The following is a 24,325-nucleotide window of genomic DNA, read 5'->3' as shown; positions in this document are numbered from 1 at the left end:
GTTCAAATATCGTCCGTGTAAACGTCGCGGGTAAGGTTGGTAAGATCAGGCGCCGGGCTGTTCTTGGCGAATTCAATCGCGTCAGCGATTTCCTTTTCCACCTCAGTACGAATTGCCTCGATCTCGGCGTCATTGATGAAGCCATAGGCTTTCAAATCGGCCTCAAAATGCGCGATAGGATCGCGATCATTCTGCCAATGCTCAATTTCTTCCTTGGTGCGATAGCGGTTGCGATCGCTCTTGGAATGACCACGAATGCGGTATGTTTTGTTTTCAATCAGCGTTGGTCCATCGCCGCGCCTTGCGCGTTCGCTGGCCTCGTTGACGGCCTCTGCCACTTCCGACAGATTGTTACCGTCCACGATCACACCCGGCATGTTATAAGCCGAGGCGCGATCAGCGACATTGGCAACTGCCGTCGAGCGCTTGGTCGATGTAGACATGCCGTAACCGTTGTTTTCGCAGATGAAAACGACGGGAAGCTTCCAGACTGAGGCCATGTTGAGTGCTTCATGAAATGCGCCCTCATTATTCGCACCGTCACCAAAGAACGACACGACGACCTTACCGTTTTTCTGCTTCTTGGCAGAGAGTGCAGCACCAACGGCAATCGGAATACCTCCGCCGACAATGCCATTTGCACCGAGATTTCCCTTTGAAACGTCAGCAATATGCATCGAGCCGCCACGGCCTTTGCAGTAGCCGGTTTCCTTGCCGAAAAACTCGGCAAACATACGCTTCACATCTGCACCCTTGGCGATGCAATGACCATGACCACGATGGGTCGAGGTGATCATATCATCGTCATTGAGCGGCAGGCACGATCCCATCGCGCTCGCTTCCTGCCCGATGGAAAGATGCATCGTTCCGTGAATGAGGCCGCGCGTGTAGCTTTCTTCCGCGCCCTCTTCAAAGCGGCGGATAAGATACATTTTATGCAAGGCTTCTTTGAGCTGCTCTGGCGAATAAGTGCGAAAGGCATAAGGCAAGTTGTGACGGTCGCCCGTATCCTGAGGTTCGACTTTTTTGGCTTGAACCATGATGTTTTGTCCTCACGCTCCGTAAACGAGCTTGTCCTGACGTGCGCGCAGCTCGGCAATCTTGGAGCCGGGAGCTACAGCCGCATTGTCATAAGTGATCAGTTCGCCTTTTTTGATCGGCTTGGTCACGCTACCGCCTTGTAGCAATCCACAAGGGATCGCATGCGCGCTTCTTGCTTCACCGGAAGTCATGATCCATGCGCGGTAGCAATACTCACCAATTGCATCGAGCTTTTCGCCAGGCTGCATGTCCTTCTTGGCAACCGCAGCCACTTCCGCAACCGGCTTTGACAATGGAACCATGTCCGGCTTGCCGTAAAGAACAACGCGAGCGCAGGTGAGCGGCACTTCGAGCGAAGTCAGGTGATAAGGGCGATGGAATGTGAAGTATGGACCCTTGCCCATTTTCAGATCTTCCATACGCTCGGAAATACGCGGATGCGACATGTCGGCGACAACAAACACGCCCGGAGCAACGCCCTTGCCGATGGAGTAATCTACGACGCCAACCTTCGACAAAAGGCCGCCATCCTTTTCAGGGATCAGCGTCTTGTTAAGCTGATCAAGGGTTGCAGCAGGGCCGTGCATACCGGCTTTATCGGGCACAAGACCTGTCGCATTGGCAATGGCAGCCATTTCGACCATGGTTTTTGAACCATCGACGAATTCTACCAACATGCGCACGTTCATATTACGGCGCGTGGCTTCCTCCATATATTGATCAGGAACCGCATCAATATTGAGCGGATTGTTCTTGCCCTTGCCAGCGGCCACAATTGGGTGGCCCATGGCGGACACGAACTCGATCAGCTCCATACAGGATGATGGCTCGTCCCCTGCACCCAGCGAATAGGTGACGCCAAGACGCTCCGCTTCTGCTTTCAGGTAAGCACCGATGGTGACGTCGGCTTCGACATTCATCATGACCAGATGTTTGCCATGCTCCATGGCACGCAGGCCGATCTCTGCGCCAACAGCGGGAACGCCAGTCGCATCAATCACAACATCGATAAGATCATTTTCAAGGATAAGATTTGCGTTGTCTGTGACGGCAACCTTATGCGCTTCCATCGCGGCGGTCAGATCAGACGCGGTCGAGACTTCGCGACCATGCCCTTCTTCCTGAAACGCAATATCAACGGCCTGAAGTGCATTAGGAACGCGCAGTTCGGAGATGGCACCAACCTCAATGCCCGGCATATGCGCAACACGGGTGACAATGTCAGTGCCCATTTCGCCGGAGCCAATCAGTCCAATACGGATCGGTCGTCCGCTGTCCGCCCGCGCCTGCATATCGCGCGCCAAACCTGTCAACGCCACATTGGTTGCCATCGTTTCCTCCTGAACGTCTCTGCAAAACGCTTGCAGTCTCCTCTGATACCCTATCGATTACTGAACATTTGTTTTTAAGTCAATACCAGTGTTCATATTGATCGCATTTGACACCCACCAAAATGCCATCTTGTTATTCAACTTTAGTTTGCTATAGAATACAAATGTTCTGCCGTTTCGCATAACTCAAATTTTGAAATGTCGACACGTAAGAGCTAACAATGGCGTTCTGTGAGCTCGATGCACTTTGGGAGTGCTTCGGGGGGAGGAGAAATAAATGGACGCGTTTCTGAGCGGACTAAAAACGGCAGTCGATACGCTTGGGGCAACGGTTCTGTTGCCTATCGTCATCTTCATTATAGCGGTGGTTCTTGGCGCCAAAGTAGGCAAAGCCTTCCGCGCTGCGATCACCATCGGTGTCGCTTTCATCGGTATTAATCTGGTTCTGGGTTTGATGTTCACCTCTATCGGTGAAGTCGCTCAGGCAATCGTCACCAACACAGGCATCAAGCGTGATATCGTTGATGTGGGCTGGCCTTCCGCTGCGGCAATCGCCTTTGGCTCGTCGGTGGGCCTATGGGTTATTCCAGTCGGCATTCTGGTCAACATCGCGCTTCTATTGATGCGCTGGACCCGAACGCTGAATGTCGATGTGTGGAATTTTTGGCACTTTGCCTTCGTTGGATCGCTGGTAGTGGCCGCAACCGATAACATCGCTTACGGTATTATTGTTGCAGCGCTTGTTGCTGCTCTGTCTCTGCTCTTTGCAGATTGGTCGGCACGTGCTGTTCAGCAATTCTATGGCATTCCTGGCGTTTCCGTGCCGCATCTGGCTTCCGCACAAATCCTGCCAATCGCGATTGTGCTCAACTGGATCATGGATCGCATTCCTGGCATCAACAAAATCAACATCAACACCGAAACCATCGAACGCCGCTTTGGGGTTTTTGGTGAGCCGGTTGTGATGGGGTTGATCATCGGTCTCGTGCTCGGTCTTATCGCATTCTATAATGCGGGCGACTTCGGTACGGTGCTTGCCAAGGTACTTGGCACCGGTATGACACTGGCAGCGGTTATGTTGCTGTTGCCGCGTATGGTCAAAATCCTGATGGAAGGCCTGCTCCCGGTTTCTGATGCGGCGCAGGAATTTGTGCGCAAGCGTACAGGTGACCGCGAACTGCTCGTTGGTCTCGATTCGGCTATCCTTATCGGCCATCCGGCAGCTATCTCGTCGGCGCTCATTCTTGTGCCGATTGCGATTATCCTATCCGTCATCCTGCCGGGCAACCGCGTGATCCTGTTTGCTGATCTTGCAGTTATCCCATTCATCGTTGCCATGACGGCTCCGCTTCTGAAAGGAAACGTGTTCCGAATGGTTGTGGTGGGTACTATCACTTTGGCAATTGGCTTCTATGTTGCCAATGCGCTTGCTCCGCTCTTTACAAGTGCGGCGGTATCTTCCGGCTTCAAACTGCCTGAAAATGCCTTGCAGATTACTTCGGTGGTTGATGGGTTCCTTTGGGTTCCTGATATTATCATCAAAACAATCAGCTGGCTTGGTGGTACGGTTGGCGTAGCAGTCATTGCTGCCGTTATCGCCCTGCTGTTCATACTCTATCGTCGCAACACACTCGCCTGGGAACGTGCGGCTGGCGCAGAAGATGAACCTGTAGAAGAAAAGATTGCCTGATACTGGCCATCAATTCTGCACTATAATCAAAGCCGCACGTCAGCTCGACGTGCGGTCTTTTCCAAATGGAGAATGCAATGGCAGCTGGTTTGATTGATTATCTCGACCCACAAGCAATTGAGCTTCAGAGCGAAGCAAAAACAAATGAAGAAATTATCCGTATTTTAGCAGGCAAGCTCGAACAGCTCGGTTACGTAAAGCCAAGCTATGCCGATGCCGTTGTCGCCCGCGAATTATCGATGCCAACCGGCTTACCACTTGAGCGCGTCGACAATGTTGCCGTACCGCATACCGATCCAGAACATGTAATCAAGGCTGGCGTCGCGTTTGCAACGCTGAAATCACCTATCAGCTTTGCCAACATGGAAGACCCGGAAGAAACCGTTCCAGTTGGTTACGTCTTTCTGCTTGCTATCGATGACAAAGACAAACAGATTGAAACCTTGCAGCAGATCATGACAACCATTCAGGACGCTGATGCACTCGACAGACTGAAGGCCGCACGCACTTTAGAAGACGTTCGATCTGCTCTGTAAGAGATGACGATCCGCGGAATGCATAATCTTTACGGGCGAGACCAATAAACAGAATACGACATTTGTGCACCTTGAAGGGTGCATAAGCCTACTTGGAGGAAATCATGGCTAAAATGAAAACAATTCTCTTCGCATGCGGCACAGGGGTAGCAACATCTACTGCAGTGAATGCGGCTGTTACCGAAGAAATGAAAAAGCGCGGCCTGACTTTCAACGCTCAGCAGGCAAAAGCAACCGAAGTTCCTTCTATGGCGGATAATGTGGACTTCATCGTCTCCACCACACCAATTTCTGCTTCGGTAACGAAGACGGTTATCAAAGGCCTGCCATTTCTGACCGGCATCGGCAAAGACAAGGCATTCGACGATATTGAAGCAGAATTGCGGAAATAGTAATTTATTTCTGGCTCGTGCAGAACAGAAATAGCCCAGCAATCGAATGAATAGTTATCGCCTCCACAACGAACCGTCGTGGAGGCGAAATATTACCTAGAGATAACGGCGCGGATTGGCTGCCAGATAGAATGTGTTGATCAGCGTGTTGATATCAAACACAGGCAAGCCGGATTCTTCCGCAACAAATGACGAAAATGGGCACATGTTGGTGCATTCAAACAGGATTGCACCAGGATTGTCACAGCTCGCCATGAACGCACGCGTCATTTCCAGCATTTCTTCCTTCAACACATCCGTATCAAGATAATCGCGCCCTTCGATATAGGTTTGCGGAAACTCTGCATTCTCCTTCATACCCTGCACCTGAACCGGGATCACTTCCGACGACCAGCCGACGCCCTTGAAATGGGCGTCATTCATGTGGTGCGCACGCTCGGTAAACACACCAATGACTTTGCCGGGAGCTAGCATTGCATGGACAATCGGTGCTTGCATCAAAGCAGATGTGAAGACGGGAATATTAACCGCAGCCGCAATATCTTTTTGGAATGGTCCCAGGAATCCGCAGCTCGTGGTGATGGCGCGGACACCTTCTGCTTCAAGTTCTCGCGCAGCCTCGATAAAGGGTTCAATGAGTTTTGGATCCGGGTTGTCGCCCATGATACGCGTGGCATGCGCACCTTTCACCGTCTTGTAGCGAACGGGAAAATCATAGGACAGTGCGTTACCGATATCGCCTGCGGGACGCGGGAAAATCGTGTCCAGCATCAGCACGCCAATCTGCTGGCCATAGTTGGTAAAGCCACCTTTGAGCATCATAGTGAGATTCCTTTGTATTCAGAAATTTAGTGGCCGAAACGTGCGGGCGAGAAGTCGCGAGCGCGTTCAGAGGCGACATTGTTGATTGCGTCGAGAACCATGTCAGCAGTTTTGGGGGCTGCCGCGATCCCGATATGACCATGGCCAAAGGCCGCAATAATTCCGGGATAGCGCATGAGTTTTCCGATCACAGGCACCCCATCAGAGGGCGAAGGCCGGTGTCCCATCCAGAGCTTGAGGTGCTGTAAATCTTGCTTGGCCAGATTGGGATAGCTCGCCAACGCGTGTTTCAACAAAACCTCAGAGCGCCTCCAGTCTGGTGCCTTCTCAACGGTTGCCAGCTCGACTTGACCGGACAAGCGCAGCCCCATATTGGTTGGGGTATTCCCCATCCGTCCCGTACTCGGCATGATCGGAATATCGAAGGGAAGCTCTGCCATCGGCAAAGTTACGTGATAGCCGCGCTCGCTTTGCATCGGCACATGCATGCCCAGATCATTCATGATGCGCCCCGAGTGGATTCCGGCGGCAAGCACTATATGATCAGCAGCGAGGCTTTCATTGCTGTCCAAAACAACACGCGGTGACACACCTGCAAGCACGCGCACGACATTCTTGCGGATATATTGAACGCCGGATTTTTCAGCCTGTGCGGCAATCCCGGCAACATATCCGCCAGTATCGAGGCAATGCGCGCCTTCCGTTACATGAATGGCAAAGCGGTAATTATTTCCAAGCGCTGGAATGCGCTCGCGCAGTTCCGTTTCCTCCCATTCATCGAACAGGATGCCATTATCGCGACGCAACTGCCAGCTCAGTGCTTCCGCTTCAAATGCCGTGCGATCAGGATAAGCATAAAGCAGGCCCTTCTGCACAATGAGATGGTCCTGTCCGGTCTTGTGCGCCAGCTCCCGATGACGCTTGGGTCCGTCATTAAGCAACCAGTTCAGTTTAGCAGCAGTCTTCGTCACCCGAGATTTTGTGGCGCCGGCCAGCAGAAAACGCGTGAGCCATGGCATGAGCCTTGGGACGGATTTCCAGTCCAGTGTAAGCGGGCCATTGCGATCCAGCAGAAAGCCCGGCACCTGCCGCCAGAGACCCGGCATACTCATGGGAATGATAGAAGCGGGACTGATCCAGCCCCCATTGCCATAGCTTGCACTTTGTTCACCGCCCGGTTCTGAGCCGTCGCACAGCGTTACCTTCAGGCCAGCCTCGGCAAGTCGCAAAGCGATTGTGGAGCCGATAATGCCAGCCCCAACGACAATAACATTGCCTGTCATGACATCTATCCGTTCTGCGCGTGCGCTTATGCGAGGCCGCCATGGAAATGGCTTAAGAATTCACGGGTTGCATCTTCACGTGGCTCATTGATCATCTGTCGAGCATCGCCGGTTTCAACGACGTAGCCGTCCTGCATGAAGATGACTTTGTCCGCGACATCACGAGCAAAAGCCATTTCATGGGTTACGAGGATCATCGTCATGCCCTGCTCTGCCAGTTGCCGGATGACGGCGAGCACTTCGCCGACCAGCGCCGGATCAAGCGCCGATGTGGCCTCATCAAACAGCATAACCTCGGGACGCATCGCGAGCGCTCTTGCAATCGCCACACGCTGTTTCTGCCCGCCTGAAAGCTGCTCCGGTCTGGCATCTGCACGCGTCGCAAGCCCGACCTTTTCCAACAATTCCATCGCCAACTGTCGTGCTGCTTTTTTATCCTGCTTTAGCACTGTGACCGGCCCGACCATGACGTTATCGATCACGCTCATATGCGGGAACAGATTGAAGTTCTGAAACACCATGCCCGTATTGGCGCGGAACGCAGCAAGATATTTATCCTTCAGCGATACGTTGCCTGAAGAGAAATCAATCTTTTGATCTCCGATTGCGACATAGCCCGCATCTGGAAGCGACAGCAGATTTAGGCTGCGCAGCAGTGTCGATTTGCCGGAGCCACTCGGCCCAATCAGCGCAACCACCTGGCCACGCTCAACGGTGAGGCTAATGTTGCGCAGCACTTCGATGTCGCCAAAAGACTTTTTAAGCCCACGCACTTCGATCATCGGTTCAGTATTCATGGCTTATCTCCACAAGGCTTGCTTGCTTCATTCGATACGTCATTTCAGCTTGCCTTCCAGCCCATGAGCGAGGCGTGTGAGAGGGAAGAGCACTGCGAGATAAAGCACTGCAATCAAGGTGTAGGTTTCAAGCGGACGGTAGGTTGCCGATGTTACAAGCTGGCCCTGGTAAAGAAGATCGGGCACAGCGAGAACTGACAGAAGCGATGTGTTTTTCAGCTGAAGCACGGACTGGTTGACCAGCGGCGGCACCATGCGACGGAGCGCCTGTGGCAGGATGATCTTACCCATTAATTGACCGCGACGCATACCAATCGCGCGTCCAGCGTCCCACTGCCCTGCATCGATGGAAACAATGCCGCCACGGATGATTTCTGCGTAAAATGCAGCACCATAAAATGTCAGCGTGATGAAAGCTGCCATAGCTGGCGAAATTTCAAGGCCTATCAGCATCGGGAGCGCGTAATAGCACCAGACAAGCTGCACCAGCACCGGCGTACAACGGAAGATTTCTACAACCGTCATAATAGGGACGGTGATAATCTTATTGCCGGAAAGCCTGCCAAGAGCGAAGACCGTTCCAACGAAGATGCCAGAAATAACCGTTATAATCGTGAAACCTACGGTATAGGCCAGACCTTGGGCGAATAATCCCCGATATTGCCACAGGCCGGAAAAGTCCCATTGATAGTCCATTAATTCACTCTTTCTGACATCCCGGCAAAGGCACGGGAGGACGTTGAGCTGAACAGCCAGTGCCCAAGCGACAGAATATCGAACACCGGTACGCCACAGGCTTTTGCGACCGCTTGCGCGAATGGCGGCATGTTCGTGCACTCAAGAATGACGGCACCCAGATCAGGTTCGCGTGACCGCAATTGCTGTGCCGCATGAATGATTTCAGCTTCAAGGGCAGTGCGGTCGTAAATTCCACTGCCTTCGATTAGTTCACGAAATGCGCCGCCGTCTGGCATGCCGATCCGCGGTGTGTTGATGTCGGCACCGCAATCCAGAAAGATTGCCTCATCAAGGCTCGCTTCGTCATAGGTGATCACACCGACTTTGCGGTTCTGACCAATCAGTGCGTTCACCACCGGCAATTGCAGCAAGCTGGACGTTGCGACCGGCACCGATAGTCTCTCACTTAAAACGCTTTGATGCCGCGCCATGAAACCGCAAGACGTGACCAGCGCACTGCACCCTTCGGCGATGAGAGCATTACCAGCCTCAACGAAGTCTTCAATCAATCCAGCGCCGCGCTGGCGGATGATCTTATCGGCTGATGCGCCAAGCACCTTCCTAATCCGCACCGGCATATCCCATGATGCCGGATTGCCAACATCTCCGGGCGGCCTTGGAAAGTCGGTGTCAAGCATGATGACACCGAGTGATTTTTGCTCTAACTGCATGATGGTTGACGCGTCAGAATTTCAGCGTTGGTGGCAGATCAGATGGCTGCACGCCGACAAGTGAAAGACTGCTGACGATCCACTCATTGACCTTTCCATCCTCACGTCGTTTCTTGAGCCAGACGTCCACGAAATCACGGAATTCGCCCTTCTCGTCTTTGCGCACGCCAATCGTCGTCGGCTGGCTATCCAATGGCTCTGGAACAAACACTTTGAATTTGTCACCAAGCTTATGCGCTGTCACCACAGACATCAGTGCGACCTGCACGATGGCATCGGCCCGACCAGATTGCAGGGCGATAACGGTTTCATCCGCACCTTTGAGCGCAACCAGCGTACAATTGGGCAATGTTTTACGGGCAAAAAGATCCTGCGTGGAACCAAGATCAACCGTAACGCGGATTTCCGGCTTATTCAGCTCTTCCCACGTTTTAACATCCCGGTCTTTGTTGGTGATGACAGTGAAGACATTGTCCATCATCGCTTCAGTAAAATCGACGGTCTTGGCGCGTTCAGGATTATTGCTCAGCGCAAACATGATGTCGATTTTGCCACTCTGAAGATCCATAACGGAATTGCCCCAGGTGGTTTCGACCATTTCCAGCGGGACACCGATATTTTCGGCCAGATCCCTACCCATGGAAACGCAGAACCCGTCCCATTCGCCGGTTGCAAGATTTTTCTGATAATAGGGCGGAGTACCGTTAAAAACGCCGATGCGCAAAGCACCCCGATCCTTGATCGATTTGAGCGTAGCGCCTTCTTCGACAGCCCATGATACCCCGGGTGCCAGCAGAACTGCTGTGCCACCCAAAAGCGTTGTCTGGATAAACTTACGTCTGTTCATTGTTGTTTCCCTCTTTTTTGACCGAGCATTCCGTCGAACATTATTGGGCGCTTGAATGCGCCAGACTGCTTTCTCTATTAAATTTATTGGAAAGTACCACCGAGTAACTGACGTTCTCGATCTCTTCTATCTGCGCCAGCTCTTCAATCAAAGCCTCAAGGTCTTCGAGAAAGCCAACATGCACGCGGCACATAATATTGGCCGGTCCACTGATCGCATCCGCAGTCAGGATTTCCGGGTAAGCACGCAATGTCGCAAACAAACGCTGCGCTATGCGCTGTGCGGCCGTGATAAACAAATAGGCGGAGATGCTGTTATCGTCGGTTGCCCGACGAACAATGGCACGATAGCCCAATATGACGCCACGCCGCTCCAGACGGCCAATGCGCTCTTGAACGCTTGATCGGGCAAGCCCGACGCGTCGGGCCAACTCGCTTGCAGGAAGCCGTGCATTCTCTTCCAGGATACTGACCAGATTTCGGTCGATGCTATCACCGTAGTCCATCGTGTTCCCTTATCTTTATTTTTAATGAGAATGCGGCTCTTTCTCATCAAATAAAAGCATTGAAAATTGGATTAGTCATGACTTAAACTCATGATGAAATTTTGAGGAAACCCGATGCGCCGCTTTCTTCCCTCACTCTCCGCACTGCATGCTTTTGATGCGTCCGTGCGGTATCTCAGTTTTACGCGTGCCTCCGAAAATCTAGGTATGACGCAAAGCGGCGTTAGCCGTCAGATTCAAAACCTTGAATCTTTTCTTGGACTTAAGCTTTTTGAGCGTGCAGGGCCGCGACTGGTTTTGACGGAAGAAGGGCAAAGCTATTACGAAGAAGTCTCGCGTATTCTCGCAAAGCTTGAGGAAGTGTCGATGGATGCAGTGCGCGGCTATAAAACGCAAAGCCTGCTCAAAGTTGGCCTGCCACCAACACTGATGCGCAAATGGGCGCCAGGCATTATCAGCACATTTGCCAGATCACATCCGCAAATATGGTTTGAAGTGTTTCCTTGCTCACATGATCTCGATTGGAGCAAATCCGACCTTGATCTCGCGGTTCTGCGCGGTATTGGCAACTGGGCGAATGTGCGCAGTCATTTGCTTTTCGATGAAGAACTGGTCGTGATTGGCTCGCCCGACGTTGTGCCCGAGAATGGGCTGAACGGAGACGTAGAACTGCTCGATTTTCCACTGATCCAGAATTCAAACAGGCCGAGCCTATGGCTGCACTGGCTGCGTGGCGCGGGTATCCATTACAATAAGCGCATCTTTGGACCACGCCTTCCAACGCACGACATCATCATCGAGTGCGCTGTTGCGGGAATGGGGCTTGCGATAGCGCCCAAAATTTTCGTGCAGGACGAATTGCGCTCCGGTAAGCTCAAGCTGGCGCTTGATCGTGTTCAGACATCAGGAGAAAGCTATTTTCTGTGCTCTGCACAAGCGCGTCAGGGATCAAAAAACGTCCGCCTGTTTCGCGACTGGTTCATCGCAGAAGCAAAACGCCACAGACATCAAGTGCCTGTGGCGTGAGGTGCTCAAATATAAGAGCGTTCAACGGGCTTTAAGTTGAGCGGATCTTCCCCGCGTTTTAACAGCCACGAATAAACGGGCGGTACTCGGTCGGCGATCGATTCAACATGAATATCGATAAAGCACGGGCCATCTTTCCAGGCGAAAGCCTCGGACATGGCGGCATCCAGCTGATGTGCCGTTTTGGCGGTCCATGCTTTCAGACCATAGGCTTCGGCAATCGCCTGTCCTTTTGGTGCCAGAAAATCAACACCGAAACATTGATTATGCCCTTTCAGGCGATGAAGGCCTTTGATCCAGCCGAACGTTCCGTTGTTAAACAAGATCAGAAGTGCGGGCACCTGCAATCGCACCAGCGTTTCAAGTTCACCCACCGTCATCCCAAAGGAGCCATCACCAAACAGTCCGATTGGGCGTTTGTCGGGATCCGCACGCCACGCACCAACCGTTGCTGGCAAAGCAGAGCCCAAACCACCAAAAGCACGTGGAATAGCAAAGCGCGTTTCACGATCATTGATCTTCAGGAAGCGTGTCATATAGGGCGTTGGCGTTCCAGCATCTGAATAGATCAATGCTGGCTGACCCGATTGACTAAGCGCTTCATTAAACGACCGCACAACGCGTTCAGGGCGCAAAGGCACCCGCTCATCACTCAGGGCTTCTTCAGCATGCTCCCAGAATGTGCGGCGATGCGCATTCAGTTCTTCGATCCATTTATCATGCCTTTTAGGCTCGTCTGTTTGCTCAATCTGCAACAACTCATCCAGAACCAGCAATGCATCGCCCTGAATAGAAAGCAGGTTCTCATAATTATTGGCCATGATTTCTGGCGAAATATCGATCTGAGCAAGGCGCCGGTTCAGCGTGATCCTGGGAAAAGTCCAGCCAATCGTCACTACTGAGCCAATCCGCGATCCGACGAACAATGTAAAATCGGAATGCTCCAGCGCCCAGTTTGCATGAGGGTGATAACCATTGTCACCGATCACACCAATCGCGAGACGGTGGTCATCATCAATCGCGCCCTGCCCTGTCATGGTGGTGCACATTGGAATATCAAAACGCTCGGCAAGTTTGGTAATTAGCCCGCCCGCATGGGCACGGTTGACGCCACCACCCGCGACGATCAATGGGCGCTCGGCCTTTGCAATAAGTTCGAGAAGTTCATCGAGTTTGTGCTTTGGCGGAAGTGTGGGGAAGGCAGGAAAGGTTTTGCACTCTTCTTCAACATGAAGCGAGATGCGTGCAGGATCGACTTCGGCCAGCAACATATCCTCTGGAATTTGCAGATGCACTGCACCCGGCTTTCCTGAACAGGCAACACGGAAGGCACGGCGAATGATTTCAGGTAACTTATCAGCCGATTTCACCTGCACTGAGAGCTTTGTCACCGGCTCGAACAGCTTGGCACAATCAAGCTCCGTTAGAACACCGCGACCTTCGCCGGGTAACGGAATATCAATCGTCAAAAGGATGACCGGAACGGATGAACCGTTTGATTCAGCAACAGGTGGCAACGAATACATGGCGCCCGCGCCCGACGGACACTCAAACACACCCGGCTTGTTAGAAAAGCGACCATAGGCATCGGCCATATAACCAGCAGAGCGTTCATCGCGAGCCATGATATGGCGGATTTCGCCTTCGCGCTGCTGTAATGCTTCATAGAGAGGCACATTGGTATCGCCCGGCACACCGAAAATCGTCTCGACACCGTAGCCAATCAACATTTGCACCAAAATATCCGCGCCGCGCATTCCATTACTCCTTCAGAATCTGATGCGCGCAGAATATGGGCGAATTTCTTCGGTCTGGACCGGCGGATCGACGGCTGAATGATCGCTATACCTGCGGAACGCAGGTGAGTGAATGTTAATTGCTGCTCCTTCGCCAGACAGCGCCCCAATAGATATAAAGAAGGAAATAAGCGAGAAAATGGGACGGCTACTCAGCCGCCCCGTATTTCTGGTTATATAATATATTCAGCTAATGCTTTTTGCCGCCTTCTGCCGGTTGTACGAGTTGCAGGTCCGTCCTTTGTAATGAAATAGATGTAATGGAAAGCATCTGCGCGACCGCTCATCAGACATACGTCGTGACATTCCCATTCAAGCTGCATCATATCAAGAAGCCGCTCGAACATATTAGATGCTGTTGCCGACCAAAAGCTTACTGCACCACCCTGTGTTAAAGCCTCTATGGCAACCGATAGACCGTCTCGTGCATAGATTGCATCATTATCTTTTCTCACCAGAAAATCCGGCCCATTATCCGTATCCATCAAAATCATGTCGTACTTTGAGCGGCTGGCAGTCAATGTCTGCATCACATCACCAACAACGACTTCGACGCGAGTGTCATTGAGTGGATAATTTGTAAGATGCCCGATGCGGTGCCGGTTCCATTCAACTATTTCAGGAACAAATTCGCACACAGTCACCTTTGCATATTCAGGCAAAATGTCGAGTGCGGCTCTTAACGTAAAGCCCATTCCAAGGCCGCCAATCAGAACATTTCGCGGTGAATGATTTAGTATTCTGAGTGAACGTTCAGCAAGAACGGTTTCTGACTGAACGTTTATATTCGACATAAGTTCGAGCCCATTAAAACGGATCTCGTAAATATCATCTCGCCTGCGCAATAGTATCTCGTCGCCAGCAATGTTACTGGTGCGAGCAATCTCAGTCCAAATAGCCATGATAAATCCCAACCATGGAACTACCTTTTAAAAGGTAGAACTTTGATAATTCTGGGTGATTGGATTTTCTGGGGTCGCTGCGCCTAAAGGAACAGCAACCCAATGGCATCGTCAGACCTGGCGTCCATCATCAGCGGGAAGGCCGACTGGCTATTCGATATAGCGATATAAAACCGCTGAATATGAAATTTTGTTGCCATGAGCCTAAGAACATTGAACTTCTGGTGAATGGTTACTCGTAGGAAATAACTGCACCGATTGCAATGTCTGAAGTGATATCGCCAGAAAAGAGAATTGTCTGCAAGTTAAGCCTTTTAATTTGGCTGGTTAAGCCTCCAGAGGGTAGAAAGCGGACTTGGGAGTGGGAAATAGGCGCACCACAGCGAACAGCTCTATGCTAAACTGATCACCATCAAGCATCTTTTTTACATGCTCACGCCTATAGGCCTTAAGCAACATCATCTTCCAGGCAAGCTGATAGTCCGTGATGATGACGCAAAATCGTCTGGAAGTTACGCAGCTTATGCTAACTCGATAATTTCGCTGATGGCATCCAGGGCTAACTACGATCAGTAGCCCTCAATAGTAATATCAACGGCAATGCAGCTAAGCTGGCATACATCATCAACAGGAAGCAATCTGCATAAGCGATCACTTCTGCCTGTACACTAACAAGCCCATTTATCTCTGCTCGCCCTTGCAAAGAGGACACATCTACTGCGTTGCCTAATTGCTGAAGGGCCCGGGAGTATGGTGAGACATCCCGAGCCAATGATGAATGTATGATCTGTTGGTTTTGAACGAGTAAGAAACTCATCACAGAAATGCCCACGCTGGAACCGATATTTCTGACAAGATTATAGAAAGCTGTTCCTTGTGTTCTTAACGCGTCAGGAAGAGTAGCGAATGCAACAGTCGACATCGGGACAAAAACAAACCCTATTCCAAACCCCTGAATAATGCCGGTCCTTATAAGCGTCGCCTCCGACACATTCTGAGTGAACTTGCTCATTTCCCACAACGAGTAAGCGGTCATCATAAAACCTGCGGCCAATAGTAATCGAATATCAACCTTCCCAATTAAGCGACCAACTAAGATCATTGCAATCATAGTTCCAATGCCACGGGGAGCGAGCACTATACCGGCTGTCAAAACAGGATAATCCAATAACTCCTGCAGATATGGGCTCAACATCGCAAGTGTTGCGAGTAGAACAGCGCCAACCACGAAAATCAGAAATTGCGAAACAACAAAGTTTCGATCAACAAACAGATTACGATTTATAAAGCTTTCAGACCTTGCAGTGGCAGTGTGAACAATAAAGAGGTAGAAGCCCAAAATGAATAGCCCAAATTCAAAGCGAATTTCGACAGATTGGAACCAGTTCAGTTCCTGTCCGCGATCCAGAAACAATTGCAGCGAGGCTATTGCAAGGCTGAGTGTCGCGAACCCAAAGGCGTCAATGCGAGCGTTAGGATTAGATGGTCGTTTCGGCAAATATCCTACGGCAAGAAATAGAGCGAACGCGCCAATCGGAACATTTACATAGAAAACCCAACGCCAGTCATAATACTCAGTAAGCCAACCGCCCAAAGTTGGCCCAAGGATCGGCCCAAGCATAACCCCAAGCCCAAACATGGCCATCGCTTGCCCTTGAATGCGTCGAGGGTAAGTGTCTAAGAGCGTTGCTTGAGCAAGGGGAACCAATGGCGCACCAAACACTCCCTGGATAAGACGAAATACGACCATCTCAGTCAGGCTGGTAGCGGTTCCGCATAGCATGGACGCGCCCACAAACCCAATGATGCAAATTATGAACAAACGGCGGCGGCCAAATCTTTCTTCCAGCCAGCCAGTCGCCGGGGTCGTGATGGCCGCGGCAACAATATAAGATGTCAAAACCCAGTTAACTTGCGTGCTTGTGGCTGACAACGCTCCTTGCATATAGGGCAAAGCAACATTTGCGATGGTAGAGTCCAGGGCCTGCATTAGCGTCGCAACCATAACACACAGTGTTATCGCAACTCGTCGCGATCCGGCGGCCTGCTGATTTTCGACCAACGGCGCCGCCATTAAAAATTCACTATGCTGGCCAGATCAGCCATCAAAGTTTTTAGCGTCCGGCGATACCCCGTATGAACAGTTACACTGGCGCTTGAGCCCACCCGCAAAAGAACATCATCTGGACGATCTTCAATTGAAATACGAACGGGAATGCGTTGCACAACCTTCACCCAGTTACCACTCGCGTTTTGCGGCGGCAGCAACGAGAACACAGACCCGGACGCTGGGGAAATACTCGCGACCCGCCCATGGAGTTTCAGATCAGGATAATTATCAACGACAATATCGACAGAATTACCTACTTTAATATGAGCGAGGTCTGTCTCTTTAATATTGGCATCAACCCACGACTGCGTTGAGACAAGTGTGAAGGCTGCCTGGCCCGGCACGAGGTAAGTCCCTATTTGAATATTGTCCACTTGTGTTGCGATACCATCAAACGGTGCACGCACTGTGGCCTGACCTAAATTCCAAGCCGCCTTTTCCTGCATTGCCATTGCTTGCTGGTATTCTGCTTGTTGTTCAACCGGAATATCTACAGATCCACCGAGTAAGGCGAGAGTTGAATTGGCTGCGTCTTGGGCCGCTATCCGCTGATCCTGTGCAACGCGCAGGTTCCGCCGCGCCTCTTCAGCAGCCTGTACAGTTCCTACTCCTGTTTGGCGAAGCTGTTGAGCCCGATCAAGTTCACCTTGTGCATATGTGACATCAGCTTCAGCTTGCTCAACAGCGGCTAAGTTTTGTTTGTATGTTAATGCAAGGCCATCGAGCTTTTCACGCGCGGCTTGAACCTGTGCCTTCGCTTGATCAAGTGCTATGCGATAAAGATCCTGGTCAATTTCAAAAAGAGTGGAGTTAATGGCAACATGCTCATTCTCGACCGCAGTGATATGGGTGACCCGACCTGAAACCTGGGCGACAATAGTCACATTGGGCGCGCCGACATAGCTGTCGTTTTCCGAGACCGTACGACCACCAGTAAAATAAATTAAAAGTGCAATTACGATTGCGACAATGGGACCCGCAAATAACAGAACAGGCCTGATCATGCTTTCGGAGTGCAGTCCACTGCTCTCTCTGTTAGTATCATCTTTTTTGAAAGTCTGATCTTCAGTCACTGAAACCTCGCAATACAAATTTCAGAAGCATTATAAATCACGGCGCTTAACAAGATTTATATTACAAACAACGACACAGACTATTCAATATACCTGGAAGCTCTCGATCAATATTTTTATTTTTAATGCGCAAAAGATAACATCAAAAGGTGTATTCGCTTTAACGGGTTCGCATGTTATAATCAGTTAAGCATTTCAAACATTTAAATTTTTACGGGCTTAGGACGCTACCAATACCGATCTGTCATATAATTAAGATAGCCCGTAAGTCATTCACATTGGTTCCTGTAGGCCCCGACATATAAAGATCTTGAATTGAATTGAATGCTGTCCAGGAGTCATTACTGGATAATGACGCACCAGGATCCACATCCGCCTCTCGCATTCTCACAAGTGTATCCGGCGTTACAAACGCGCCAGCGTTGCTCTCGGAACCATCAATACCGTCCGTATCAGCCGCGAACGCGCACACGCCGTCTAAACCTTGCAAAGCAATGGCAAGGGCCAGCAGAAACTCACTATTGCGACCACCTTTGCCACTTTTCCCTCGAAGGGTCACTGTGGTCTCGCCTCCAGACAAAAGCAGAATGGGCTTAGGAAAAGGTCGATTGCGTAGCTTAATTTCACGCGCAATCGCCGCGTGGACCCCGGCTACGTCCCTTGCCTCTCCTTCGATGGAATCCGAAAGAATGACTGCCTCAATGCCCTGCCTTCGCGCATATTTGGCAGCGGCCTCGAGCGAAAGTGCTGCAGAAGCAATCACCTCAGCCCGATTATTTCGCAAACGCTCATCATATGGCAACGGCGCAGTCACGTCCGAAAAAGAGAGATGACGGATTGCCGATTTGGGCAGCCGTATCTTATATTCATCAATAATTCTGAGCGCGTCTGCACGTGTTGTTTGATCTGCAATGGTCGGCCCTGATGCCACAAGAGCCGGATCATCGCCGGGAATATCCGAGACGACAAGCGTGACAAGTTTCGCAGGCCATGCTGCAAGCGCAAGTCTTCCGCCTTTGATTTTAGAAAGCTGCTTGCGAACAGTGTTCATTGCGGCAATCGGCGCACCAGAGGCAAGCAGTGCATCGTTGATTACAATCTCGTCGGCCAGAGACATGCCTTCTGGCGGCGCTGGCAGTAATGCAGAACCACCGCCTGATATCAGGGCAATTACCAGATCATCTGCTGTAAGATCAGATACCGCCTCGAACAGGCGTTGTGATGCGAGCAAGCCCGCTTGATCAGGAACAGGATGAGCAGCTTCAAGGATTTCAATCTTTTCACAATGCGCAGCATATCCATAGCGAGTGACCACTACACCTTCGAGTTGTCCCTGCCACTTATTCTCAAGTGCGGCCGCCATTTGTGATGACGCTTTTCCAGCGCCGATCACAATCGTCCGACCTTTTGGTCTCGACGGCAAAAACTTGCAAATACTGAGAGCGGGGTCTGCCGCAGCTACGGCCGCGCGGAAAAGGCTATCAAAGAATGTCTTTGTATCAGCAATCATGCAAATGCTCATTCAGCTATGTACGCGATGTCGTCAACAGCGCATGTGTAACCATCTGGGAGATCACCGACCAGATTACGAACACGCTTGTCACGTATGGCTTCGATAATCTGCAAAACGGCTTGTTTTGCACCCGCAACCCGTGACGGATGATCGGTATCAGCAGCAATATGCGGATAAAGCTTCATTCTGCCGCCAAGTTGGCGGGCGGGTTCAATATAAGGAGCTAACGGTCCACTCAAGTGACCTGTTTGCGTATCGCGAAAAATATCTGCATCAATAAAAGCGTAACGCACCTGGCCACATCGCATCGCATCCGACAGCGCGTCAACATCAACGACCTCTCCACGATCAAAATTTACAATAATGGCTCCGGGGCGCATGGCCTTTAACAGTGAAGCGCTGACAATTGCGAAGTTCCCATAAAAGCCACTGGTTTCGTCACGCACGCCGAGGCCAACATGGACACTCAGAATGTCAGCATTGCTGCAAGCTGCAACCAGATCATCGCTGTAATCAAAACCTTCAGCAAAAACTCGCTTTTTGTGCGCAGAACGCGCATAGACGGTTACATGCATCCGAAAGGCTTTTGCGAGCCTTGCGACCTCGCGGCCAATATTACCAAATCCAAGGACAGTAAGTCGTTTGCCTTCAAGTTTTTCTGTCGGGTAAGCCTGAATATGAAGCCGCGTATCAAAACGCCCGGTCAGAACCTGATCATGCAGATCATCAAGCGGCAGATCAGGCGCCACACTCAGTATCGCCTTCATCACCATCTGTGCTGTGGCACGACTGTTACTGCCCGGTGTATTCATCAGCGGCGCATTACCTCCAGCACCGGTGCTACCGCCCCATGAGGCCGATCCCATGTTTCCCGTTCCCGCACCGATCCGCACACCGCCAAGACCAAACTGTGCTTGTGATGGAATGAGGGTAGCAGCAGCAATAACAGCATCATAACTTCCATTTCCTGCCTGCATCATTTCTTCATCCGAAGACAGATGCGGCAAATAATAGAAGTTCACGGCATCAGCACGCGCTTCTGCTGCGTTTTCAAGAACGCCACCGCTATGAAATACGCCCCCCTGCGCGTGGACAAAGTCCGCCACCTCAGAATGATCCGGGCAACCTTTTTGATTAAGTTTTAAACCGACCAGATCGCAAATAAGTACTTTTTTCAACGAAGAATTACTTTCTCATAATTGACCGCCATTGATTGTCTTTCCCAGCTTTTAAGCTCAAGCAAGAACCGGATTAACAGCGGCTGCTGAGCAAGAAAGCCGTCGCAAGTGTGCGGTAAGCTCTTTGACTAACTCAGGATATTCATCAGCCCGGCACGCCAACATCGCAACGGATAAGGCCGCAATATCTTCGGTATTTTTGCGTAGTTCCAACAACTGCTCGGCATGATCTGGAGAAATGGATACATCGAGTTTGCGACGTATGTGACCTGCAATATCTGTTGCTGTGAAGGTGCTATCATTGTCAGATTGCAAAACGACAATCTTCGCACGTTGCCAGGCATACTGCAGATTTTCCAGCAGAAGCAGAACGTCCTCTTCACTGCGCACACCGCCAACCCATGCACGGAAATCTCCCGGTGTCCCAGGAAAAGCATTGATATAAAATGCTGCACAAAGCCCCGCCTCATGACGACCATTGGCATGTGTTATGCCCTCATAGCCCAGCAAGCTTTTTGCTTTCGCAAGGATCCGGGCATGGGTTTCTCGATCAGTAATATCCGCGTCATTTACGCTGAGCAATGTAACCGCAGCACCGCGACGTTCAACATCGCTGACCGACAATGACAACAATGTACTGGTCTTCGTCCAGTTCGCGATCACATCACGATTGCGCATTGATGCGAAGTTCAAGGCTTCAACATTGCCAATTCTATTCTTAACACGCATCAAACCGAAGGTCGTGCGTGCAAAAGCCAAAACGCTAAAAGTATTAATCACCCCGCCCAGCATTTTATCGGAAGCCGGATCATAAAATGGTCCGATTTCAACACTCGACTGACTGCTAAGTGGCCGTTTTGGGTCTCGTGGTGCCGTTAGTCGCAGCTGTCGCGGAATAAACCATGATGGAGTTTGCTGATTGCGACCAATAAGAGCGAGCGCATGTGGCGTGAATGACGCTACGAAGTAGCCCGCAATGCCACCAATAGCTTTCTGCAGTGGCGTAAAAAGACAACACTTTTCCATAACGGCTTTGATCCGTGACGGTTCCCACGCCATTGCACCCAACAGAGACGTGGCATCCAAAATGGCGTGATGATTATGCGGGTCAGCATCAAGCCAGTCACAAAGATTGCGAATATCAGCTGAACTGTAACTTGTTGCACCAGTCGTTTCGTGGCCGACACCAATAAACAGACGAATGCGCCTGCTTTTTAACCATGCAGTGTCAGGTATCGCCCCTTCGGATGTTGCAAAATGCAATCGGCTGACATCTCCGTCTTTGACATGACGCTGCATCTCTATAATCTGCGCTGCCCATGACTGTCGGAAAAAACCTGCGCCAGCTGCATCATTCTCTTCAGGTGCAGGCGTATCAACATATACATGACAGTCCGGAGACGTATTCATGAGATGCATGATGCAACTGGTGAAGCCGCTGTGCCCCCCGCCGAGGCCAACAGCCAGGCGGTTCTTTTCAGAAAAACCAAAATAACTATGAATTTCACGCATCATGTCGAGAATGATCTTATCCGCCGGGTAGCCCCGGTGCATAAATTGTTCAATTTCGGCGATAGTGAAGCCGCCCAGATCACGGCCCCGATCATCATATTTTCTGTAATTGGCTGTCAGCCATCTTCCAAATTCAAAATTGAGTTGCTGAGAGGCCAGAATACCATCTGTGCCATCCGTGATTGGACCAACGCCAAAATAAGGATTACCCGGACGCGATGGTGGCCCATTCCGAGTGGCATTCTCAGCGATCTGAATTATTTTTTGGATTTCGTGACTGTGCATGACGTTGGACCATTTCGAATGCAATCGCAATACAGAGCAAGGCACTGGATTTTAGGATTTCAGGCGGTTGCAGTCATCTTTAGAGGTGGATTTCTGAGCACGCTTCACACTCTTTGAATGCGCACTAAAACAAACCCGGCAAAGTTCTGATCGAAGCCATGCCGGGATGAAGGACAAGCAGCGCGCTTATCGGGATGTGATCGTCTCTGTCGTAATTGCCTCGAGGCTCTTGTGTCGGGTTTCAACACCGGCAACGGCAATCGCGATGATCTGGATGACCAGTAAGACAGAGACCATCGCAACGACAGCCATCAAGCCCCAGCCATTGAGCAGGAACAGGATTGCATAAGGAACGCCGATGCTTGCAAAACGTCCTGCCATTACGGCGACTGCGGTAGCACGCATACGAACCTGGGTCGGGAACAGCTCCGGCAGATAGCCAGCCTGAACGACGGACACGAGATAATAGATAATCGTGAACATCACAAAGCCTAGAGCGGTTGCAGCAATCTGTGACGTCACCAGAGCAAATAGTGGCCCCACGATCGCAGCAAGAAGCGAACCACCAATGATTGCCGGACGACGGCCGATACGGTCAGTCAACATAAAAGCAAGGATAGCACCGCAAGGTCCGCCAAGAGTCATGAATGCTGACTGAAGCAGAGACGCATTCAACGAAATGCCTTGTTGGGTCAGAATAGTAGGCACCCAGGCAACAAAACCATAGATAGAGACGCTCTGTACGATCATGGCAATGCCAGCAACGATCAGCGATGTGCGGAAACGTGGATCGAAAGTCTTGTAGTCTGCCGAAATATTTTGCGTCGTCGTGCGATCAATCGTCAGTGGTGGCAGCTTGGAAACATCCGTCCCTTTTTCAATATCCGCAACCACAGTCGCGGCTTCCTCAAAACGCCCTTTGCTTGCCAGCCAGCGGGGGGATTCAGGAATATTCTTCCGCGCTATTAAAACGGTAATAGCTCCAACACCCACGATGATGAACATCATCTGCCAACCCATGGTCGGAATAACGAGCCAGGCAGTTAGTGTCGCAAAGAACAAGCCGGCCTGCGCAATGCACGACAGCAGTGCAGCCCAGCGCCCACGATAAGCAGGTGGAACAAACTCACTTATGATGCCGTAGCCAATGATATTCTCTGCACCCATACCAATCGCACTAATAAATCGCGCGACGATCAAAAACTCCATATTAGGTGCAAAGGCACAGGCTATTGCTGCAAAGCCAAAAATGGCAAGATTGAATTGATAGGTAAACTTGCGTCCATAACGATCCCCCAGAATACCGGCCATCAAAGAGCCGATCAGCATCCCTACTGCTGTTGCTGAAAGAAACGTCGCATTCTGCGTTAATGTCGACCAACCCGATTGCTTGAGTGTCGCTAGTACAGAGTTTGCCAGGTAAATATCGAAAGAATCAAAGAACATCCCTGCCCCAACCAGAAGCAGGAATTTTTTATGAAAGCCAAGAATAGGCAGGCGATCGAGCCGTGCGGCCAGACTGGCCGCTGAATGTGTGGTTGTCATGTTCACCTCTGTTCTTATTATTATTTGTTACGTTTAATGTTTTGCGTAGACACCGGTATATTGCCCTGCAGCAATACCCTTCAGGATTTCGTCCTCTTTAGCCGACTGTTGTTGTGAAGCTTTCAAAAGCCCCTGAGCAATTTCTTGAGGGAAAGCGACAATGCCATCTGCATCACCAATAACGATATCGCCCGGGTTGACTGTCATACCGCCAATGCTGACGGGAACATTGATTTCACCAGGGCCATTCTTATAAGGACCGAGATGAATGGCAGCCCTCGCAAATACAGGAAAATCCGACTTTGCAAGCTCTGCTGCGTCGCGAATAGCACCATCAAGCACAAAGCCAGCCGCTCCGCGCATTGCAGCAACCGAAGACATGATTTCGCCAATCAAAGCGCGGCTTGTATCGCCACCACCGTCGACCACGATCACATCGCCTGGGCGGATCATTTCCAGTGCTTCATGAATGGCTTTATTGTCACCCGCGCGGGTGCGAACTGTAAGGGCTGTGCCAGCCATTACCGAACCGTTGTGATAAGGCCGGATGCCAACTGCACCAGAAAGGCGCTCAAGATTATCGCTGATATTGGCAACAGGTATTTTTGCGAAGGCCGCAATTAACTCAGAACTGGCTTGCTCAGCACTCTGCAAACGACGATTTCCTGTCATATTTAATCTCCGGAAATAGCCCGGCAGCAAAAGCTGCTACCGGTTTAAGATATTATTTTC

Annotated in this window: 21 protein-coding genes and 1 pseudogene; 4 read left to right on the top strand and 18 right to left on the bottom strand. The window is 50.9% G+C overall.

The window, feature by feature from the left end:
• Positions 1-2: 2 nt before the first annotated feature.
• Together WH356_RS11835 and WH356_RS11830 are read right to left on the bottom strand one after the other, a co-directional pair.
• Positions 3-1,040, bottom strand: a complete 1,038-nt coding sequence (locus WH356_RS11835; protein ID WP_339510973.1) for a thiamine pyrophosphate-dependent dehydrogenase E1 component subunit alpha — start codon at positions 1,038-1,040, stop codon at positions 3-5.
• 12 nt (positions 1,041-1,052) lie between these two features.
• Positions 1,053-2,372, bottom strand: coding sequence for an NAD(P)H-dependent oxidoreductase (locus WH356_RS11830; protein ID WP_339510971.1), 1,320 nt, complete (start codon positions 2,370-2,372; stop codon positions 1,053-1,055).
• A 277-nt stretch (positions 2,373-2,649) separates the two neighbouring features.
• On the opposite strand from WH356_RS11830, the gene WH356_RS11825 reads away from it, so the two are divergent.
• The 3 genes from WH356_RS11825 to WH356_RS11815 all read left to right on the top strand — a co-directional run bounded on the left by WH356_RS11825 (position 2,650) and on the right by WH356_RS11815 (position 4,990).
• On the top strand, positions 2,650-4,062 hold the full coding sequence (locus WH356_RS11825; RefSeq protein WP_339510969.1) for a PTS galactitol transporter subunit IIC: 1,413 nt from the start codon (positions 2,650-2,652) through the stop codon (positions 4,060-4,062).
• Positions 4,063-4,139: 77 nt separating this feature from the next.
• Positions 4,140-4,598 (top strand): PTS sugar transporter subunit IIA, encoded by a 459-nt coding sequence (locus tag WH356_RS11820; RefSeq protein ID WP_339510967.1) that lies wholly within the window; start codon positions 4,140-4,142, stop codon positions 4,596-4,598.
• 104 nt (positions 4,599-4,702) lie between these two features.
• On the top strand, positions 4,703-4,990 hold the full coding sequence (locus WH356_RS11815; RefSeq protein WP_339510965.1) for a PTS sugar transporter subunit IIB: 288 nt from the start codon (positions 4,703-4,705) through the stop codon (positions 4,988-4,990).
• A gap of 96 nt (positions 4,991-5,086) precedes the next feature.
• Here WH356_RS11815 and WH356_RS11810 read toward each other — a convergent pair whose 3' ends face one another.
• The 7 genes from WH356_RS11810 to WH356_RS11780 are packed head-to-tail and all read right to left on the bottom strand — an operon-like array spanning position 5,087 to position 10,653.
• Positions 5,087-5,812: an aspartate/glutamate racemase family protein gene (locus WH356_RS11810; protein ID WP_339510963.1), complete on the bottom strand. Its 726-nt coding sequence runs from the start codon at positions 5,810-5,812 to the stop codon at positions 5,087-5,089.
• Between the two features lie 26 nt (positions 5,813-5,838).
• On the bottom strand, positions 5,839-7,095 hold the full coding sequence (locus WH356_RS11805) for an NAD(P)/FAD-dependent oxidoreductase (RefSeq protein ID WP_339510961.1): 1,257 nt from the start codon (positions 7,093-7,095) through the stop codon (positions 5,839-5,841).
• A 26-nt stretch (positions 7,096-7,121) separates the two neighbouring features.
• A complete protein-coding gene (locus WH356_RS11800) occupies positions 7,122-7,892 on the bottom strand; it encodes an amino acid ABC transporter ATP-binding protein (protein WP_339510959.1) in 771 nt (256 codons plus the stop codon).
• Between the two features lie 39 nt (positions 7,893-7,931).
• Positions 7,932-8,588 (bottom strand): amino acid ABC transporter permease, encoded by a 657-nt coding sequence (locus tag WH356_RS11795; RefSeq protein ID WP_339510957.1) that lies wholly within the window; start codon positions 8,586-8,588, stop codon positions 7,932-7,934.
• Positions 8,588-9,301 (bottom strand): aspartate/glutamate racemase family protein, encoded by a 714-nt coding sequence (locus tag WH356_RS11790; RefSeq protein WP_339510955.1) that lies wholly within the window; start codon positions 9,299-9,301, stop codon positions 8,588-8,590. The genes WH356_RS11795 and WH356_RS11790 overlap by 1 nt, the downstream gene beginning before the upstream one ends.
• Positions 9,302-9,314: 13 nt before the next feature.
• The gene (locus WH356_RS11785; RefSeq protein ID WP_339510953.1) at positions 9,315-10,148 is read right to left on the bottom strand and encodes a transporter substrate-binding domain-containing protein; all 834 of its coding nucleotides are present in this window, start codon (positions 10,146-10,148) and stop codon (positions 9,315-9,317) included.
• A 40-nt stretch (positions 10,149-10,188) separates the two neighbouring features.
• Positions 10,189-10,653 carry an Lrp/AsnC family transcriptional regulator gene (locus WH356_RS11780; protein WP_094507580.1) on the bottom strand — a complete coding sequence of 155 codons (465 nt, stop codon included), beginning with the start codon at positions 10,651-10,653 and terminating at the stop codon, positions 10,189-10,191.
• A gap of 114 nt (positions 10,654-10,767) precedes the next feature.
• Here WH356_RS11780 and WH356_RS11775 point away from each other — a divergent pair, with 114 nt between their 5' ends.
• Positions 10,768-11,679 carry a LysR substrate-binding domain-containing protein gene (locus tag WH356_RS11775; protein WP_310014569.1) on the top strand — a complete coding sequence of 304 codons (912 nt, stop codon included), beginning with the start codon at positions 10,768-10,770 and terminating at the stop codon, positions 11,677-11,679.
• Positions 11,680-11,684: 5 nt separating this feature from the next.
• Here WH356_RS11775 and WH356_RS11770 read toward each other — a convergent pair whose 3' ends face one another.
• From WH356_RS11770 to WH356_RS11730, 9 genes and pseudogenes are all read right to left on the bottom strand, one after another.
• The gene (locus WH356_RS11770) at positions 11,685-13,436 is read right to left on the bottom strand and encodes a thiamine pyrophosphate-binding protein (RefSeq protein ID WP_339510948.1); all 1,752 of its coding nucleotides are present in this window, start codon (positions 13,434-13,436) and stop codon (positions 11,685-11,687) included.
• A 212-nt stretch (positions 13,437-13,648) separates the two neighbouring features.
• On the bottom strand, positions 13,649-14,389 hold the full coding sequence (locus tag WH356_RS11765) for a hypothetical protein (RefSeq protein WP_339510946.1): 741 nt from the start codon (positions 14,387-14,389) through the stop codon (positions 13,649-13,651).
• A gap of 547 nt (positions 14,390-14,936) precedes the next feature.
• Positions 14,937-16,451, bottom strand: coding sequence for a DHA2 family efflux MFS transporter permease subunit (locus WH356_RS11760; protein WP_339510944.1), 1,515 nt, complete (start codon positions 16,449-16,451; stop codon positions 14,937-14,939).
• Positions 16,451-17,560, bottom strand: coding sequence for an HlyD family secretion protein (locus tag WH356_RS11755; RefSeq protein ID WP_339510942.1), 1,110 nt, complete (start codon positions 17,558-17,560; stop codon positions 16,451-16,453). Before WH356_RS11755 ends, WH356_RS11760 begins: the two co-directional genes overlap by 1 nt.
• Positions 17,561-17,804: 244 nt before the next feature.
• Positions 17,805-19,070, bottom strand: a complete 1,266-nt coding sequence (locus tag WH356_RS11750) for a glycerate kinase type-2 family protein (RefSeq protein WP_339510940.1) — start codon at positions 19,068-19,070, stop codon at positions 17,805-17,807.
• Between the two features lie 8 nt (positions 19,071-19,078).
• The gene (locus WH356_RS11745; protein WP_339510938.1) at positions 19,079-20,179 is read right to left on the bottom strand and encodes an NAD(P)-dependent oxidoreductase; all 1,101 of its coding nucleotides are present in this window, start codon (positions 20,177-20,179) and stop codon (positions 19,079-19,081) included.
• Positions 20,180-20,497: 318 nt separating this feature from the next.
• Positions 20,498-22,048: pseudogene (locus WH356_RS11740) on the bottom strand (NAD(P)-dependent oxidoreductase); the annotation flags it as partial.
• 186 nt (positions 22,049-22,234) lie between these two features.
• The gene (locus WH356_RS11735; RefSeq protein WP_339510936.1) at positions 22,235-23,593 is read right to left on the bottom strand and encodes an MFS transporter; all 1,359 of its coding nucleotides are present in this window, start codon (positions 23,591-23,593) and stop codon (positions 22,235-22,237) included.
• A gap of 33 nt (positions 23,594-23,626) precedes the next feature.
• The gene (locus WH356_RS11730; RefSeq protein WP_339510934.1) at positions 23,627-24,265 is read right to left on the bottom strand and encodes an RraA family protein; all 639 of its coding nucleotides are present in this window, start codon (positions 24,263-24,265) and stop codon (positions 23,627-23,629) included.
• Between the last annotated feature and the right edge of the window lie 60 nt (positions 24,266-24,325).

Origin of the sequence: Ochrobactrum sp. MYb379 (assembly GCF_037479515.1) — a bacterium.
Classification (GTDB): domain Bacteria; phylum Pseudomonadota; class Alphaproteobacteria; order Rhizobiales; family Rhizobiaceae; genus Brucella.
Note: the sequence above shows the minus strand (reverse complement) of the source record. Positions and strands in the feature narration are given on the sequence as shown.

What these genes read in the sequence shown, in the direction of transcription:
- WH356_RS11835 (WP_339510973.1), bottom strand. Translation starts at nt 1,040, where the DNA reads ATGGTTCAAGCCAAAAAAGTCGAACCTCAGGATACGGGCGACCGTCAC.
- WH356_RS11830 (WP_339510971.1), bottom strand. Translation starts at nt 2,372, where the DNA reads ATGGCAACCAATGTGGCGTTGACAGGTTTGGCGCGCGATATGCAGGCG.
- WH356_RS11825 (WP_339510969.1), top strand. Translation starts at nt 2,650, where the DNA reads ATGGACGCGTTTCTGAGCGGACTAAAAACGGCAGTCGATACGCTTGGG.
- WH356_RS11820 (WP_339510967.1), top strand. Translation starts at nt 4,140, where the DNA reads ATGGCAGCTGGTTTGATTGATTATCTCGACCCACAAGCAATTGAGCTT.
- WH356_RS11815 (WP_339510965.1), top strand. Translation starts at nt 4,703, where the DNA reads ATGGCTAAAATGAAAACAATTCTCTTCGCATGCGGCACAGGGGTAGCA.
- WH356_RS11810 (WP_339510963.1), bottom strand. Translation starts at nt 5,812, where the DNA reads ATGATGCTCAAAGGTGGCTTTACCAACTATGGCCAGCAGATTGGCGTG.
- WH356_RS11805 (WP_339510961.1), bottom strand. Translation starts at nt 7,095, where the DNA reads ATGACAGGCAATGTTATTGTCGTTGGGGCTGGCATTATCGGCTCCACA.
- WH356_RS11800 (WP_339510959.1), bottom strand. Translation starts at nt 7,892, where the DNA reads ATGAATACTGAACCGATGATCGAAGTGCGTGGGCTTAAAAAGTCTTTT.
- WH356_RS11795 (WP_339510957.1), bottom strand. Translation starts at nt 8,588, where the DNA reads ATGGACTATCAATGGGACTTTTCCGGCCTGTGGCAATATCGGGGATTA.
- WH356_RS11790 (WP_339510955.1), bottom strand. Translation starts at nt 9,301, where the DNA reads ATGCAGTTAGAGCAAAAATCACTCGGTGTCATCATGCTTGACACCGAC.
- WH356_RS11785 (WP_339510953.1), bottom strand. Translation starts at nt 10,148, where the DNA reads ATGAACAGACGTAAGTTTATCCAGACAACGCTTTTGGGTGGCACAGCA.
- WH356_RS11780 (WP_094507580.1), bottom strand. Translation starts at nt 10,653, where the DNA reads ATGGACTACGGTGATAGCATCGACCGAAATCTGGTCAGTATCCTGGAA.
- WH356_RS11775 (WP_310014569.1), top strand. Translation starts at nt 10,768, where the DNA reads ATGCGCCGCTTTCTTCCCTCACTCTCCGCACTGCATGCTTTTGATGCG.
- WH356_RS11770 (WP_339510948.1), bottom strand. Translation starts at nt 13,436, where the DNA reads ATGCGCGGCGCGGATATTTTGGTGCAAATGTTGATTGGCTACGGTGTC.
- WH356_RS11760 (WP_339510944.1), bottom strand. Translation starts at nt 16,451, where the DNA reads ATGGCGGCGCCGTTGGTCGAAAATCAGCAGGCCGCCGGATCGCGACGA.
- WH356_RS11750 (WP_339510940.1), bottom strand. Translation starts at nt 19,070, where the DNA reads ATGATTGCTGATACAAAGACATTCTTTGATAGCCTTTTCCGCGCGGCC.
- WH356_RS11735 (WP_339510936.1), bottom strand. Translation starts at nt 23,593, where the DNA reads ATGACAACCACACATTCAGCGGCCAGTCTGGCCGCACGGCTCGATCGC.
- WH356_RS11730 (WP_339510934.1), bottom strand. Translation starts at nt 24,265, where the DNA reads ATGACAGGAAATCGTCGTTTGCAGAGTGCTGAGCAAGCCAGTTCTGAG.